This is a genomic window from Brenneria izadpanahii, from assembly GCF_017569925.1.
GTDB classification, from domain to species: Bacteria; Pseudomonadota; Gammaproteobacteria; order Enterobacterales; family Enterobacteriaceae; genus Brenneria; species Brenneria izadpanahii.
The window spans coordinates 2,020,338-2,036,223 of the sequence record NZ_CP050854.1 but is presented as its reverse complement, the minus strand read 5'-3'; the positions used below and the strand labels follow the sequence as shown (position 1 = coordinate 2,036,223).

The window sequence follows — 15,886 nt, the reverse complement described above, 5'->3', positions numbered from 1 at the left end:
TTATGCCCAGGATAAAAACGATGCAGGTGCTAAAACCCTTTTTGCTGCTATATCGCCGCCATATCTGGCGCTTGAGTCTGGGCATCATTCTGGCGATTGTGACGCTGCTGGCCAGCATCGGGCTGCTTACGCTGTCCGGCTGGTTTCTGGCGGGAGCGGCATTGGCCGGCATCGCCGGATTATATACGTTTAACTATATGCTGCCCGCCGCCGGCGTAAGGGGCGCCGCGATTGCCCGTACCGCCGGCCGCTATGCGGAAAGGCTGGTCAGCCATGATGCGACATTCCGCGTATTGCAACATCTGCGCGTGTTTACCTTTTCACGCATTCTGCCTTTATCGCCCGGCGGTATCGCACGGTTTCGCCAGGCGGAACTGCTGAACAGGCTGGTTGCCGATGTCGATACGCTGGACCACTTGTACCTGCGTGTCATTTCGCCGCTGGTCAGCGCGCTGCTGGTCATTCTGATCGCGGCCTATGGCTTGAGTTGGCTGGACGTTTCTCTGGCGCTAACCCTGTTCGCCATTATGCTGGCGCTGTTGCTGCTTCTGCCCGTGATATTCTATCGGGCGGGGCGGCCTATCGGGCAGGATCTCACGGCGTTACGGGCGCAATACCGTCTGCAACTGACCACCTGGTTACAGGGACAGGCGGAGTTAACCGTCTTTGGCGCTCTGTCCGCGTCACGGCGGCAGTTGGCGCAGCTTGAAACCCGCTGGCTGACGCGCCAACGGCAGCAGGCGAATCTGACGGGTCAGTCCCAAGCGCTAATGCTGCTATGCAGCGGGGCGACGGCCACCCTAATATTATGGCTGGCGGCGGCGGGTATCGGCGGCGACGCTCGCCCCGGAGCCTTGATTGCCCTGTTCGTCTTCACCACGCTGGCGGCGTTTGAAGCGCTGGCTCCTGTCGCCGGAGCGTTCCAGCATATGGGACAGGTGATCGCATCCGCCGCCCGCGTCGATCAGATTATCCGCCAGCCTGCCGAAGTGACCTTCCCCGAACAGGGGCCGGCGGCATCCTCGGCGGCATCGCTTGATTTAAGTAACGTGAGTTTTACTTATCCGGACCAGCCGCTAGCAGTGCTGAAAGATATTTCGCTTAATATCCGCGCCGGTGAGCATCTGGCGCTGCTTGGCCGCACCGGCTGCGGCAAATCAACGCTGTTGCAGTTGCTTACCCGCGCATGGGATTGCAAGCAAGGCGATATAACGTTGAATGGATATCCGCTGAGCGCATGGCGTGAAGATGAACTGCGCGGCATGATGAGCGTCGTACCGCAGCGTGTTCATATTTTTAGCGCCACGCTGCGTGATAACCTGTTGCTGGCCGCGCCTGACGCTCATGACGAGCGGCTTGTGACAGTGTTACAACAGGTGGGGTTGGACAAACTACTGGAAAATGAAGGACTGAATGCCTGGCTGGGCGAAGGCGGACGCCAACTCTCAGGCGGCGAACAGCGCCGTATCGGCCTGGCGCGGGCATTGCTGCATTCCGCCCCGATGGTACTGCTGGATGAGCCGACCGAAGGCTTGGATGCTGAAACCGAACAGCGAGTCTTGCGATTATTGCGTCGGCACTGTAAAGGAAAAACGCTGATTGTGATTACTCATCGGCTATATGAGTTAGAATCAATGGACCGCATTTGTGTTATGGACGGCGGGCGGATCATTGAGCAGGGAAATCATCAGGCATTGATGGCGTCGCAGGGTCGCTACTGGCAATTCCGCCAACACGTTTAAACGTATCGAACGGCCTATCGGCGCGGGCATGACGAGTATGGAAGCGAAACAGATGAACCAGCCTAAAGCAGGCTATAATACTGACTGGTAGTGGATATTATGCGACTATATCAGCTCTCTTCCGACTCGCTGCGCTTTCCTGACCCAATTCATGCTTTGGACGAACCGAACGGACTGCTGGCGGTAGGCGGCGATCTTTCACCGGCCCGGCTAAGGGCGGCCTACCGGCAAGGCATATTCCCCTGGTATTCGCCCGGCGAACCCATTTTATGGTGGTCGCCCAATCCGCGCGCGGTATTGTTTCCAGATGAATTTCATATCAGCCGCAGCATGAAAAAGTTCCTGCGCAAACAGGATTTTCAGGTCACAATCAATCATTCATTTAACGACGTGATTAGCGCTTGTGCCGACGAACGCGAGGGCGGAACCTGGATTACCCCGGAAATTATCCTGGCTTATAGTGAACTTCATCAGTCAAGACAAGCACATTCCGTCGAAGTGTGGCAGAATGGCACGCTTGTCGGCGGGCTATATGGCGTTTCGCAAGGCAAGCTGTTTTGCGGCGAATCAATGTTTAGCCGTACCGATAATGCATCTAAATATGCGCTGCTGGTATTTCAACAGCATTTCATTCGTCATGGCGGCTATTTGATCGATTGTCAGGTACTGAACGCGCATACTGCTTCATTAGGGGTGCGAGAAATTCCCCGCGATCGCTTTTTGCAATTTCTTTTTCAGCTTCGGGATGACCCGCTAGCTGATAGCTGCTGGCAGCCGCAAACCTTGGCTCAGCCGCAGCGAGAATAGACGACCGTCGTTTATAAATAATAATCAGTTTATGAACGCGCCTTTACATAATGTGGGTTTTTCGGCATTATCTTGCCGGTTAAAAACAAAGGTAGTTAGACCTAGAGGATTCGATGGCCAAAGAAGACAATATTGAAATGCAAGGCACCGTGCTTGATACGCTGCCCAATACCATGTTCCGCGTTGAATTGGAAAACGGGCACGTGGTTACCGCTCATATCTCCGGTAAAATGCGTAAAAACTATATCCGCATCCTGACGGGTGACAAAGTCACTGTAGAGCTGACCCCGTACGACCTGAGCAAAGGCCGCATTGTCTTCCGTAGCCGTTAAGCGGCTCGCCCATCGCTGACAGACACGGCGATTTCCGAGGATGTTTCACCTCTGCTGCCCTTTCCGTTACCGGCAAGGGCTTTTGCGTTTACGGTTATCGGAAGAATATTTAAAAACAACGGATTCAACGGCAGCTAAGAAAAAGGGTGATGCCTAAGCATCACCCTTTTTTATCATCATTAACGGTTTTAACCACGATTAGTGGACGGCGCCTTCCGCTTTACGCTTCTGCGCGCTCTGGAAACCATAGGTCAGTTGCTGAGTCTCTTTATCCAGCTCGACCTTGACGGAGCCTCCGTCTACCAATGAACCAAACAGCAGCTCATTCGCTAACGGTTTTTTCAGGTTTTCCTGCATGACTCTCGCCATCGGCCGCGCGCCCATCGCTTTGTCGTATCCCTTCTCGGCCAGCCAGTCGCGCGCTTCATCGCTGACTTCCAGCGATACGCCCTTCGCATCCAACTGAGCCTGTAGTTCAACGATAAATTTATCCACTACCTGCTGAATAACTTCCGTTGACAGGTGGTTGAACCAGATGATGCCGTCAAGACGGTTACGGAATTCCGGCGTAAACACCTTCTTGATCTCTTCCATCGCATCAGTGCTGTTATCCTGCTGGATAATCCCGATGGAGTTGCGCTGGGTTTCCCTTACGCCGGCGTTGGTCGTCATCACCACGATCACGTTGCGGAAATCGGCTTTACGGCCGTTGTTGTCCGTCAACGTACCGTTGTCCATAACCTGCAACAACAGATTAAAGACATCGGGATGCGCTTTTTCGATTTCATCAAGCAGCAGCACCGAGTGCGGATGTTTGATCACCGCATCCGTCAGCAGGCCGCCCTGATCGTAACCGACATAGCCCGGAGGCGCGCCGATCAACCGGCTGACGGTGTGACGCTCCATATACTCGGACATATCGAAACGCAGAAGCTCGATATCCAACGCTTTAGCCAATTGCAGCGTAACTTCCGTTTTGCCGACGCCTGTCGGCCCGGCGAACAGGAAAGACCCAACGGGTTTGCGCTCCTGCCCTAACCCTGCCCGGCTCATCTTGATTGATTCAGACAGCGCTTCAATCGCCTTGTCCTGACCGAACACCAGCATTTTCAGACGGTCGCTCAGGTTTTTCAGCACATCACGATCGCTGGCTGAAACCGTTTTTTCAGGAATACGGGCGATACGCGCCACCACGGATTCGATATCCGCCACGTTAACCGTCTTCTTACGCTTGCTGATCGGCACCAGACGGCTACGCGCGCCCGCTTCATCAATAACGTCAATCGCTTTATCCGGCAAATGACGATCGTTGATATATTTTACGGCCAGTTCAACCGCGGCGCGCACCGCTTTCGCCGTATAGCGGACATCATGGTGCGCTTCATATTTCGGTTTCAGCCCGTTAAGGATCTGTACCGTTTCTTCCACGCTGGGTTCAGTGATATCGATTTTCTGGAAACGGCGCGCCAACGCCCGATCCTTTTCAAAGATATTGCTGAATTCCTGATATGTCGTTGAGCCGATAACGCGGATCTTGCCGCTGGATAACAACGGTTTGATCAGGTTAGCCGCATCGACCTGACCGCCGGAAGCCGCGCCCGCGCCGATGATAGTGTGAATTTCATCAATAAACAGAATACTGTTCTGATCCTGTTCAAGTTGCTTCAGCAGCGCCTTGAAGCGTTTTTCAAAATCGCCCCGGTATTTTGTGCCGGCCAGCAAAGAGCCGATATCCAGCGAATACAGCGTACAATCCGCCATCACCTCCGGCACGTCGCCCTGCACGATACGCCAGGCGAGGCCTTCGGCGATCGCCGTTTTACCGACACCTGATTCCCCAACCAGCAGCGGGTTGTTCTTACGGCGACGACACAGCACCTGAATGGTTCGTTCCAGTTCTTTATCCCGGCCAATAAGTGGGTCAATACCGCCAACGCGTGCAAGTTGATTCAGATTGGTGGTGAAGTTTTCCATACGATCTTCCCCTCCGGTCTGCTCTTCATTGACTGGGTTTTCCGGGTTTGGCGCTTGCCCGGACTCTTCTTTACGCGTTCCGTGCGAAATAAAATTCACCACGTCCAGACGACTCACATCATGTTTGCGTAGCAAATACGCTGCCTGAGATTCCTGCTCGCTGAAAATGGCAACCAGGACATTCGCGCCTGAAACTTCACTGCGTCCTGATGATTGAACATGGAAAACCGCACGCTGCAACACCCGCTGGAAACTGAGCGTCGGCTGAGTCTCCCGCTCGTCATCACCCTGCGGCAACGTTGGCGTGGTCTGTTCAATAAACGTTTCCAGCTCTTGGCGCAGCGCGGCTAAATCCACCGTGCAGGCTTCCAACGCTTCGCGGGCGGCCGGATTACTGAGCAGAGCCAACAACAGATGCTCCACGGTCATAAACTCGTGTCGGTGCTCACGCGCTCTGGCGAAAGCCATGTTGAGACTGAGTTCCAGTTCTTGATTGAGCATAGGCACCTCCCCCAATAAATTGCCTGACTTCAGGCTTTTTCCAGCGTGCAGAGCAACGGGTGCTCATTTTCTCTGGCATAACGATTTACTTGTACAACTTTGGTCTCAGCCACTTCAGCGCTGAATACACCACAGATCGCCTTTCCCTGATAATGAACTGTCAACATCAGTTGCGTTGCACGTTCAATATCATAAGAAAAGAACTTTTGCAGAACGTCAATAACAAATTCCATCGGCGTGTAATCATCGTTGTTCAACAACACTTTATACATTGATGGTGGTTGCAGTTTCTCTTTGTGTTGATCTGCAGTCAGGTTCTCTGATTGTGTCCACGTATTGTTGTTTCCCATTGTCTATCCACGTCATCTGAATATGATCGTACTGAATGGTATTAACAGTACCACGTCTGCTTTTTATTTTTCCATCCGACGGCCGAAATCATTGCCCGAAAGCGGGACTCACCGTTCCTTATCCCTCGTATTTACTACGCAACGCTGAACGAAAGCCGCCAATAGCGTTACCTATATCAAATTTTGACAAACTGGCCCAAACCATGAATGTGGATCGCTTGACGCCGGGATCGAATTCACTAAAGTGTAATGTTGAATTGATGAGGTTTTAACCAATTCATATTCATCTTAACCAAATAACCTCACCTTACTTATATAAAAATACTCTTGCGAAGGATGTCAGCATGGAGACAGGTACTGTTAAATGGTTCAATAACGCCAAAGGTTTTGGTTTCATCTGTCCTGAAGGGGGCGGTGAAGATATCTTCGTTCACTACTCAACGATTCAAATGGACGGATACCGAACGCTTAAGGCTGGACAGGTTGTCAGATTTGATGTTCACCAAGGACCAAAGGGGAATCATGCAAGTCTGATCGTGCCGTTGGTCAGCGAAGAAACCGTTGCCTGACACGTACTGCCCGTTCTTTGCTCCAAAACCTCTTACCCCCTACATTGGTAATACGGAAAAATGCTGGTCTTACCGACCGGCATTTTATTTTTCCGGCTCTGATAACCTTTGTATAACAATTTGGGGGCGCTGAAAAATAAATCAAGCGTCGACACAAAATTATCGTTCACCGCGCCGCCGCCAAATGCGTTCTCCCTCTGAAGATCTTAGTACATACGAACAAACCGAACCGCATGGCTAAGGGCATATATTACGCATGGAATGATAAAACTCGGCGCTGGCGCAGGGAATGCGGCTAATCGGCGCGCCCGCGGGCCAGCCATAAAACCCGGGAAAACATACCGCGGATTAACGGTGGAATAGATTCGCTCCCCATTGCCGCGGCTTCCATCGCCACTTCAATGGCCAAATCTGGTTTCGACGAGCGGTGTATCGCTTTAACGATGATTTTATGCATAGATAGCGGCACCTTCTCAGGCAACTGCGCCACCCGGTGATAAACATGCCCGAACCCCGCGCGATACATGTAATGTTCCATATCCAGAGCCGGTAAAACCGTCAGGTGATCCCGTTCCCTTTCTCCCTGCGGCGCTAACAGACTCTGCGCCATTGCCGCGTATTTTTTTCCTGCGTCGTCGCCATCGACCAGCACATGCCACTCAATTCCCATCCGTTGAGCGAATTTCAGCAGCGGCCGCAGCCCTGACTGGGCGAACTCAATAACCTTGACGCCCTCGGCCTCAAAATGGTGCCCACACTGACGCGCCAATTCACTCAGCATCCAGACTTCCGTTTCCCCTTCCACCAGCAGCCAACAGCGGGCAAACAACGCCGAAGGACGATTGAAGCGGATATGGAAAGCAATACGCCGGCTGTCTTCCGCATTCATCCCTTGCCGTCCGATGCGATAGGTCGCAACGCGTGATGATTCGCGAACCAGGCGGCAAACCTGCTCCATCGGCACCAGCGATAACAGCTCGCCAGAATTAGTGGTGGTGATTTTCTGCAACGGCAGTTGCGTCAGAAGTCCCCATGCCACAGACAGCATAATGGGATGCAGCCTCGTTTCCGGATCTTCGATCAACAGCAATGGACGCGCATGAGGATCCAGCGCCACCGAACCTTTAGCCTGCAGAAGCGTAGAAAACAGCCCCAATAGGATAATGCGCCGGCTACGGCTGTTCGGGCCGGCAATCAAACGGTTGATATTGTCCAAGGCGCGCCAAGACTTGCCATTGTGGGACCGGGAGTTCTTATGATTGCGCCGTTCACGCAGAACGGCGTTCTGCTCTGAAAAATAGTGCTCAAGCAATTGGCGCATCGCCGCCAATCCTTGCCGTAGATCTTTATCGCTCAGCTTTTGCGGGTTTTGAGCCAGCTCGAACATCAACTTTTCAAACTGGCGCGCCAGTTGCTCATTGCTGTTTTCAACGGTGGCATCCAACGCGCCTGAGCGTAAATGCCGCATAAATCGGGCATCCCGCAGCCGCAGCACCGGATGCAGACGAATGACTTCACGCGCAAGTTCGTCGATATTTTTTAAAGGGATGGGATGCCCCTGGGCATCAAGAAAACTTCTCCAGGTAAACACCGCCTGGCTCTCATCGACTTCCCCCTCCAACCGGTAAAAAATCCGGTGCAACGACGCCGTTCCCTCCACCCATACGCGCTCAAGCGAGCGATAGCGCGGCGCAAAATGGTGGCCGGGAGCCGTTTCACAAAACGTGAAGATCACTTGCAGATGGCGCTCGCGGCTGGTTTCATCGCCCGGCGTAAAATGAAAATCCTGTAAGTCAAAATGATAGAGCGGCAATGTCGGCGATAACAGTAAAGATAGGACATCGAGCAGGCTTGACTTGCCCCAGGCGTTTTCGCCGATCAGCACGGTGTTATCATCCAGCATCAGTGACAGACGATTAATTCCCCGGAATCCCACAACCTCGACGTTTTCCAGATACATCCGCGTCTCCTTTTTCGTCCCGCTGATATGGACATAATAACAAAACAGCCGGTTGCATAAGTTATGCCGCCAAGCGATACTTTGCGCAACGTGATAATTTTTTTAAATTTAATAGATTATGTCATTTTCTCCCCCCGCCGCCGGCTTTTATCGCTAAGGACGACAATTCTGTGATGTACTCGGGATTATTAATCATTTTACTGCCGCTCATCTTTGGCTATCTGGTGCCGCTTCGCTCGCCTAAAATATTACGGTCAATTAATCACGTACTGAGCTGGATGGTCTATATCATTCTGTTTTTAATGGGGATCAGTCTGGCGTTTCTGGATAATCTCGGCAGTAATCTGTTGCTGATATTTCGCTATACCATCATCTGCGCCATCTGCATTATCACGGTGAATATCGCAGCGCTATGGTTATTGGAAAAACGTCATGCCTGGCGTGGCGCCTATGAACAGGAGGCTCTCCCCTCCCGGCTGCGAATGCTCCTGGATTCGCTCAAGCTATGCGGCGTGGTATTCGGCGGTTTTTTACTGGGATTAACCCAGTGGTCCGGCCTGATTTATGCCAGTCAAGGCAGCGAATACGCGCTGATACTGCTGCTATTTCTGGTGGGCGTACAGTTACGCAACAGCGGCATGACGCTGCGCCAGATTGTCCTGAATCGCCGCGGGATGACGATCGCGCTGGTCGTCGCCGGCAGCGCGCTGGTTGGCGGACTGCTCGCAGCCTGGACGCTTGATTTACCATTGAAAACCGGACTGGCGATGGCTTCCGGCTATGGCTGGTACTCGCTGTCCGGCATCCTGTTGACCGACGCCTTTGGACCGGTCATCGGCAGCGCGGCCTTTTTTAACGATCTGCTCCGCGAACTGCTGGCTATTATGCTGATCCCCGTGCTGATTCAGCGTAACCGCTCCTGCGCGTTAGGGCTGTGCGGCGCCACATCGATGGATTTCACCCTACCGGTGCTACAGCGCAGCGCGGGCGTGGATATGGTGCCGGCGGCGATTGTGCATGGCTTCCTGCTGAGCCTTGCGGCCCCGATCCTGATGGCGCTATTTTCTTCATAACACTGGCTGCGCTTCCTCTAGCGGTAAAGCGTATTTTTATTACCCTGAGTTAAGCGCCGGATGCGCCGTATTTCTCAAGCAGCGCGTCCGCAATAGCTTCCGTCTGCGCATCCGCATTTCCCCGGTAATCCAGGGGCCGGAAATGCATCTGGAACGCGGAGATGACCCGTCGCTTCTGGCGTTCGGTCAGATTTGGGGGAGCCGCATAGCCATAACGCGCCAGTTTATCCAGCAGACGCGCCATATTAACCGGCTGAGCCGGATCGCGCGCGCCTAGGTAGAACGCCACTCGCGACGCATCCGGCCAGGCGCCGACGCCAGCCTGAGCCAACCGTTCCCAGGGGAACAACGGGCCGGGATCCTGCTTACGTTGCGGGGCAATATCGCTGTGAGCCACCACGTTTTGCGGGGCGATTTGATAACGCTCAACGATATTTCGGGCAAGATCGGTCAATACCGCTATCTGAGATGGGGGAAACGGCACCCATTTTACGCCAAGCAGCGTACGCCGATAGCCGGGGTTCTCAAGTTCGATGCCAATCGATGAGTTATTAAGACGCGTAAATCCGCGCCAACTGCTGGCCCCGGCGTGCCACGCCGCCTGCGATTCGGGCACCAGTCGCCATACCACCGGCTTATCCCACTCAAGCGGCGGATATTCAGCAATGAGATAATGGGCGCTGACGTGTTCGTCCGTCAGCGTGCTGAGCGAGGTAGAAAAATCTTCCGCCGTGTAGTGGATCACCAGGAAACGAATCCGCGACTCCTGAGCCTGCGCCCGATGCGCCGAATCAACGTAATAGCTACCGCCATCTTCCAGCAAAGAGGCCGAGCGGCAGCCGGTCAACAAGAGCGACATCAGGATAATGATGAATCTGGTCATGCTATTCCCATTGCCGCCAATTCCTGTTTGAAGTGATTGATCAATGATTAACGGCTGACTTTCACGGCGGTCCCGCTGATTGACACCATCAGCATACTGCTGTCCTTGCCTACGGTTTCGTAATCAATATCGATCCCGACAACGGCATTGGCGCCCAACTCCTCCGCCTGTTCCTGTAGCTCTTTAAACGCAATCTTTCTTGCCTTACGCAACTCTTTTTCATAAGCCCCGGAGCGGCCGCCCACAATGTCGCGGATACCGGCAAAAAAATCGCGGAAAATATTGGCTCCGAGGATCGCTTCTCCGGTCACGACACCGCAATATTCCGTGATGGTAAAACCTTCCAAGCCCGGCGTGGTGGATAAATGCATCATAAATTCCTTACTGTTGAATACGTAACACCCTATATCACCGCGCTCTCAGACGGCAAGCGCCGTATCAAAACCGGCGGTAGCAAAATAGAAATAATCCGCGTCATAACATAATGATGTTAAACCATGAGACAGCAAAATCGACGGCGCTCGATAACCAGTTGAATTGCGCCGTCGCCTATTGCATAAGAAAATTATATATCAGAATAATTTCCATCATCATCAAGCCTACCTGCCCATCTGCCGACAACCCAGTATTTTGTGCTATTTTTTAAACAAAAAATCGCTTATCGGCAAATTTTACCCTACTATGATTGCATAAGTATTCTGCCGACGTTAACATTCGCGGCATCAATGGCTATTCAATTCTTACGCATGAGTATTCAACTAAACGGCATTAACTGTTTTTATGGCGCACATCAGGCGTTGTTCGATATTTCACTCAACTGTCCTGCGGGCGAAACGCTGGTTTTGCTTGGGCCCAGCGGTGCCGGGAAGAGTTCTCTGTTACGCGTCCTGAATCTATTGGAAATGCCGCGCTCCGGCACCCTGGCCATCGCCGGCAATCAATTTAATTTCAACCATGCCCCCGCCGACAACGCTATTCGTGAATTACGGCAAAATGTGGGGATGGTTTTTCAGCAATATAATCTCTGGCCCCATCTGACGGTTACGCAAAACCTGATTGAAGCGCCCTGCCGCGTACTCGGTCTGGGGAAAAGTCAGGCCCGAGAACGCGCCGGGAAGCTGCTGACCCGCTTGCGTCTGAATGATTTCGCCGATCGTTATCCTCTTCACCTTTCCGGCGGTCAGCAACAGCGCGTCGCCATTGCCCGTGCGTTAATGATGGAACCCCAGGTGTTGCTGTTCGATGAACCGACCGCGGCGCTGGACCCTGAAATTACCGCTCAGGTGGTGGGCATCATCCAGGAGTTGACGCAAACCGGCATTACTCAGGTGATTGTGACCCATGAGGTTGAGTTTGCCCGGAAAACGGCCAGCAGAGTGGTGTATATGGAAAATGGACATATCGTGGAGCAAGGGGACGCCAGTCATTTTGCCCAACCCCAGACCAAAGAGTTTGCCAGCTATTTATCACATTGATTAATATCAGGAAGATCACGATGAAAAAATTGATCGTTGCAGCTTTATTCGCTGGCGTCAGCATTTCTGCCAGTGCCGCAGACAATATCCGTTTCGCTACCGAAGCCTCTTACCCTCCGTTCGAATTCGTCGATGCCGGCAATAATATCCAGGGCTTTGACATCGATTTGGCTAACGCGCTGTGCAAAGAAATGCAGGCTACCTGCACATTCAGCAATCAGGCGTTCGACAGCCTGATCCCCGGCCTGAAATTCCGCCGCTTTGACGCCGTTATCGCCGGGATGGATATCACGCCGGAACGGCAGCAGCAGGTGGCGTTTACCCAGCCATACTACGACAACTCCGCGCTATTCATTGCCCAGAAAGGTAAAGTCGCCGATGTCGCCGCACTGAAAGGAAAACGGGTTGGCGTACAAAACGGCACCACCCACCAGAAATATCTGATGGATAAGCACAGCGACATTACCACCGTGCCTTACGATAGCTATCAAAATGCGGTTCTGGACCTGAAAAATGGCCGTCTGGACGCGGTATTCGGCGATACCGCCGTGGTCAATGAGTGGCTGAAACAGAACGACGGCCTGACTTCCGTTGGTCAAAACGTGACTGACAAAGACTATTTCGGCGTCGGCCTGGGGATCGCGGTTCGCCAGAATAACGATGAATTGTTGAAAAAATTCAACGACGCACTCGGCAAAATCAAACAGGATGGGACTTATCAGACCATCTACCAAAAATGGTTTCAGCAGTAATCTGACGCTCAATGATTGAATTTCACCCTATCGCAAGCGCCGCCGGGATGACCGTCGGCCTTGCTATTTCTGCGCTGGTGCTTGGGCTGATACTCGCCATGCTATTCGCCGTCTGGGAAACATCCCGGTGGAAAGTAGTCGGCTGGTGTGGGACAGCGCTGGTGACGATATTGCGCGGCCTGCCGGAAATTCTGGTGGTGCTGTTTATCTATTTCGGCTCTTCTCAGCTACTGCTGATGCTGGCGGATGGCTTCACCTTGAATCTGTATCTGGTGGCGATCCCGGTAAAATTAAATATCGAGACGTTCGAAGTCAGCCCTTTTTTGTGCGGCGTCATCGCGCTGGCGCTGCTGTATGCCGCCTATGCTTCTCAAACGCTGCGCGGCGCGCTGAAAGCCGTGCCGCAAGGGCAATGGGAATCCGGCCAGGCACTGGGATTAACCAAATCGGCTATTTTCATCCGCCTGATTATGCCGCAAATGTGGCGTCACGCCCTGCCCGGATTGGGTAATCAATGGCTGGTACTGCTGAAAGATACCGCATTGGTTTCTCTGATCAGCGTAAATGACCTGATGCTGCAAACGAAAAGCATCGCCACGCGAACCCAGGAGCCTTTTACCTGGTATGTGATTGCCGCGGCTATCTATTTAGTCATCACGCTGCTGAGTCAGTACGTGCTCAAACGCATTGAGCTGAGAACCACGCGTTTTGAACGGAGGCCTTCCTGATGCTCGCTTATTTACCTGAGCTACTCAAAGGCCTGCATACCAGTCTGACGCTCACCGCGGCGGCGATTATCGTCGCGCTGGCGCTGTCGCTGCTGCTGACGATAGTTCTGACGCTGAAAGTTCCGCTGATATCTTCCCTGGCGAAAGGCTACATCACGCTATTTACCGGAACCCCGCTGTTGGTGCAGATCTTCCTGATCTACTATGGTCCCGGCCAGTTCAGTTCCATCCAGCAAATTCCGTGGTTATGGCATTTGCTGTCTCAGCCATGGCTTTGCGCCATGATCGCACTGGCTCTCAATAGCGCCGCCTACACCACGCAGCTATTCTATGGGGCGATAAGAGCCATCCCCGACGGACAGTGGCAATCCTGCGCGGCGCTGGGCATGTCGCGCAAGCAAACGCTGTATATCCTGCTGCCGTTTGCGCTTAAACGCGCGCTCTCATCCTATTCAAATGAAGTCGTACTGGTTTTCAAAAGCACCTCGCTGGCTTATACCATCACCCTGATGGAAGTCATGGGGTACAGCCAGTTGATGTATGGCCGCACGTACGACGTGATGGTTTTCGGCGCGGCGGGAATTATCTATCTTTGCGTCAATGGATTGCTGACTTTGCTGATGCGGCTGATTGAGCGGCGCGCGCTGGCGTTTGAACGCCGGAACTGAGCCCGCTTAATGTCAAATCACCGACGTTAAACCGAACTCGCACGGCACGAATAAAAAACAGACCGGAGTATGTAGATGAAAAAATTGTTGATCGCCACATTACTGGCGGGGATGACATTCGGCGCCGCGGCGGCAGACACCATTCGCTTCGCATCGTCAGCGACCTACCCGCCGTTCGAATCCCTGGATGCCAATAACGAAATCGTCGGTTTCGATATGGATCTGGCGAAAGCGTTGTGTAAACAGATGCAGGCCACCTGCACGTTCACGAATCAGGCGTTTGACAGCCTGATCCCGGCGTTAAAATTCCGCCGCTATGACGCGGTGATCTCCGGTATGGACATTACGCCGGAACGCAGCAAACAAGTGGCGTTCACTCAGCCTTACTATGCCAACTCGGCGGTGGTTATCGCTCAGAAAGGAAAATTCAGTGATTTTGCCGCTATGAAGGGCAAACGCATTGGCATGGAAAACGGCACCACTCATCAAAAATACATGAACGATAAGCATCCGGAAGTTCAGACTGTGGCATACGACAGCTATCAAAACGCGGTTCTGGACCTGAAAAACGGCCGGATTGATGGCGTTTTCGGCGATACTGCCGTGGTGAACGAGTGGATTAAAACCAACCCGACGTTGGCGACCGTGGGTGAACACATTACGGATCCAGAATATTTCGGCACCGGATTAGGCATTGCTGTTCGTCCGAACGACAAAGCCCTGCTGGAAAAACTGAATAAGGCGTTGGACGCCATCAAAGCCGACGGCACGTACCAATCGATTAACGATAAGTGGTTCCCTCAATAAGCCCGCTTTCTCTTCGCTACGCGGCCGCAAACGCCGCGTAGCGTCTCACCTGCCGCGTTATCGAGCCGGCTCTTCCCTTTGCAGCAGCGTTAACACTTCATAATGCGCGGTGTGCGGGAACATATCAAACATCTGTACCCGCAGAGGGCGATAGCGCGTCAGCGCCTCCATATCTTTCGCCATACTTTCGGCGTTACAGCTGGAATAGAGAATATAGCCCGGCGCCATGCGGCTCAAGTAGGCGCATAGCTCGCTGCCGATCCCCCGTCTAGGCGGATTAACCAGCACCAAATCCGGGATCTGCGCGTTACCGACAGCAAACTGCGTCGAATCCAGCGCCTGAAACGCTATCTGCGTAAAACCGAGCTGTTCGGCGGACAGACGCGCGCAGGCGATGGCTTCGGCGCTGATCTCAATGCCGGTCAGCCGCATCCCCGGCGAGGCGCAATGCAACCCAAAGCCCCCTACCCCACAAAAAAGATCCCACATGCTTTTGATGTTTAATTCCATCACCCAATCGCGGGCGGTAGCATATAAGGCCGCCGCCACATGGGGATTAGTCTGGAAAAAACTTTGCGGACGAATGTATAACGGAACATGGTTAAGCCGTTCCGCCAGCGCTGATGAATCGCTGAGTATAATTTCCTTTTTCCCTTCCATGATCGCCTGATGCACCGGCTGAATATTTACCGAAATCACCTCAAGCTGGGGCAGTTGCTGTTGCAGCCATGGCAATGCCGCGCGCAACTGCGCGAGTTTGTTTTCCGAACGCAGAACAAAACGCAGCATAAAAGCGCCGCGCGAGCTACTCTCCGTCAGCAATAGATACTTTAGCTCTCCGCGACGGCGGGCGACGTTATAGGGCGTCAACCCCGCTCTGGCGATAAATAGCTTCAGAACGTCAAACACCGGTCCGAAACTATCGGGGTAAAGCGGACAGTCGCATAAATCAACCGCGCGGCCGTCTCGATGCAGCATCCCCAGCAGCGGCCGCTCAACGCTTCCGCTGACCACCATTTTCGCTTTGTTACGAAACGCGGACTGCGCCGAAGGCGAGGCGGGCAACCATTGCTGAACCGCATACGGCCGCAACAAATCAGCCAGATGTTGCTGTTTATCAGAGAGTTGCTGTGGATAGGATTTTTCCAGCCACTGGCAGGAACGGCAGGTTCCCGTGCTATAACGCGCACAATGCATAGATAAAAAATAGAACTGTAGAGATAAATGCGGAATAAAGCGGATTATACCACTCTGGGCGAATATCC

General features: G+C 53.1%; 16 protein-coding genes. 10 read left to right on the top strand and 6 right to left on the bottom strand.

Annotated features, from left to right (window positions below; translation table 11 throughout):
* Positions 1-2: 2 nt before the first annotated feature.
* The 3 genes from cydC (at position 3) to infA (ending at position 2,881) form a co-directional block, all read left to right on the top strand.
* Positions 3-1,742, top strand: a complete 1,740-nt coding sequence (gene cydC / locus HC231_RS09130) for a heme ABC transporter ATP-binding protein/permease CydC (RefSeq protein ID WP_208230689.1) — start codon at positions 3-5, stop codon at positions 1,740-1,742.
* 99 nt (positions 1,743-1,841) lie between these two features.
* Positions 1,842-2,549 (top strand): leucyl/phenylalanyl-tRNA--protein transferase, encoded by a 708-nt coding sequence (gene aat, locus HC231_RS09125; RefSeq protein WP_208230687.1) that lies wholly within the window; start codon positions 1,842-1,844, stop codon positions 2,547-2,549.
* A 113-nt stretch (positions 2,550-2,662) separates the two neighbouring features.
* Positions 2,663-2,881, top strand: coding sequence for a translation initiation factor IF-1 (infA, locus tag HC231_RS09120; RefSeq protein ID WP_002211347.1), 219 nt, complete (start codon positions 2,663-2,665; stop codon positions 2,879-2,881).
* A gap of 198 nt (positions 2,882-3,079) precedes the next feature.
* Here infA and clpA read toward each other — a convergent pair whose 3' ends face one another.
* Positions 3,080-5,356: an ATP-dependent Clp protease ATP-binding subunit ClpA gene (clpA, locus tag HC231_RS09115; RefSeq protein ID WP_208230685.1), complete on the bottom strand. Its 2,277-nt coding sequence runs from the start codon at positions 5,354-5,356 to the stop codon at positions 3,080-3,082.
* 29 nt (positions 5,357-5,385) lie between these two features.
* Positions 5,386-5,706 carry an ATP-dependent Clp protease adapter ClpS gene (gene clpS, locus HC231_RS09110; RefSeq protein WP_048639229.1) on the bottom strand — a complete coding sequence of 107 codons (321 nt, stop codon included), beginning with the start codon at positions 5,704-5,706 and terminating at the stop codon, positions 5,386-5,388.
* A gap of 344 nt (positions 5,707-6,050) precedes the next feature.
* Between clpS and cspD the strand changes: the two genes are divergently transcribed.
* Entirely contained in the window at positions 6,051-6,275 is a 225-nt protein-coding gene (cspD, locus tag HC231_RS09105; protein WP_208230684.1) for a cold shock-like protein CspD, read from the top strand.
* Positions 6,276-6,570: 295 nt separating this feature from the next.
* Here cspD and HC231_RS09100 read toward each other — a convergent pair whose 3' ends face one another.
* Positions 6,571-8,235 carry an ATP-dependent endonuclease gene (locus HC231_RS09100; protein WP_208230682.1) on the bottom strand — a complete coding sequence of 555 codons (1,665 nt, stop codon included), beginning with the start codon at positions 8,233-8,235 and terminating at the stop codon, positions 6,571-6,573.
* Between the two features lie 173 nt (positions 8,236-8,408).
* Here HC231_RS09100 and HC231_RS09095 point away from each other — a divergent pair, with 173 nt between their 5' ends.
* A complete protein-coding gene (locus HC231_RS09095; RefSeq protein ID WP_208231275.1) occupies positions 8,409-9,308 on the top strand; it encodes a LysO family transporter in 900 nt (299 codons plus the stop codon).
* Between the two features lie 49 nt (positions 9,309-9,357).
* Here HC231_RS09095 and HC231_RS09090 read toward each other — a convergent pair whose 3' ends face one another.
* Together HC231_RS09090 and HC231_RS09085 are read right to left on the bottom strand one after the other, a co-directional pair.
* Entirely contained in the window at positions 9,358-10,191 is an 834-nt protein-coding gene (locus tag HC231_RS09090) for an N-acetylmuramoyl-L-alanine amidase (RefSeq protein WP_208230681.1), read from the bottom strand.
* Positions 10,192-10,238: 47 nt separating this feature from the next.
* Complete coding sequence (locus HC231_RS09085) at positions 10,239-10,562, bottom strand: heavy metal-binding domain-containing protein (protein WP_208231274.1); 324 nt, start codon at positions 10,560-10,562, stop codon at positions 10,239-10,241.
* Between the two features lie 375 nt (positions 10,563-10,937).
* Here HC231_RS09085 and artP point away from each other — a divergent pair, with 375 nt between their 5' ends.
* From artP to artJ (HC231_RS09060), 5 genes are all read left to right on the top strand, one after another.
* Positions 10,938-11,666 carry an arginine ABC transporter ATP-binding protein ArtP gene (gene artP, locus HC231_RS09080; protein ID WP_281397418.1) on the top strand — a complete coding sequence of 243 codons (729 nt, stop codon included), beginning with the start codon at positions 10,938-10,940 and terminating at the stop codon, positions 11,664-11,666.
* Between the two features lie 20 nt (positions 11,667-11,686).
* The gene (artJ, locus tag HC231_RS09075) at positions 11,687-12,418 is read left to right on the top strand and encodes an arginine ABC transporter substrate-binding protein (protein WP_208230678.1); all 732 of its coding nucleotides are present in this window, start codon (positions 11,687-11,689) and stop codon (positions 12,416-12,418) included.
* A gap of 11 nt (positions 12,419-12,429) precedes the next feature.
* Positions 12,430-13,146 (top strand): arginine ABC transporter permease ArtQ, encoded by a 717-nt coding sequence (gene artQ, locus HC231_RS09070; RefSeq protein ID WP_208230677.1) that lies wholly within the window; start codon positions 12,430-12,432, stop codon positions 13,144-13,146.
* Positions 13,146-13,814, top strand: a complete 669-nt coding sequence (gene artM, locus HC231_RS09065) for an arginine ABC transporter permease ArtM (protein ID WP_208230676.1) — start codon at positions 13,146-13,148, stop codon at positions 13,812-13,814. Before artQ ends, artM begins: the two co-directional genes overlap by 1 nt.
* A gap of 75 nt (positions 13,815-13,889) precedes the next feature.
* The gene (gene artJ / locus HC231_RS09060; protein ID WP_208230675.1) at positions 13,890-14,621 is read left to right on the top strand and encodes an arginine ABC transporter substrate-binding protein; all 732 of its coding nucleotides are present in this window, start codon (positions 13,890-13,892) and stop codon (positions 14,619-14,621) included.
* Between the two features lie 57 nt (positions 14,622-14,678).
* Here the strand turns inward: artJ (HC231_RS09060) and rlmC are convergent, their stop codons facing one another.
* Positions 14,679-15,818: a 23S rRNA (uracil(747)-C(5))-methyltransferase RlmC gene (rlmC, locus tag HC231_RS09055; protein WP_208231273.1), complete on the bottom strand. Its 1,140-nt coding sequence runs from the start codon at positions 15,816-15,818 to the stop codon at positions 14,679-14,681.
* Positions 15,819-15,886 lie beyond the last annotated feature (68 nt).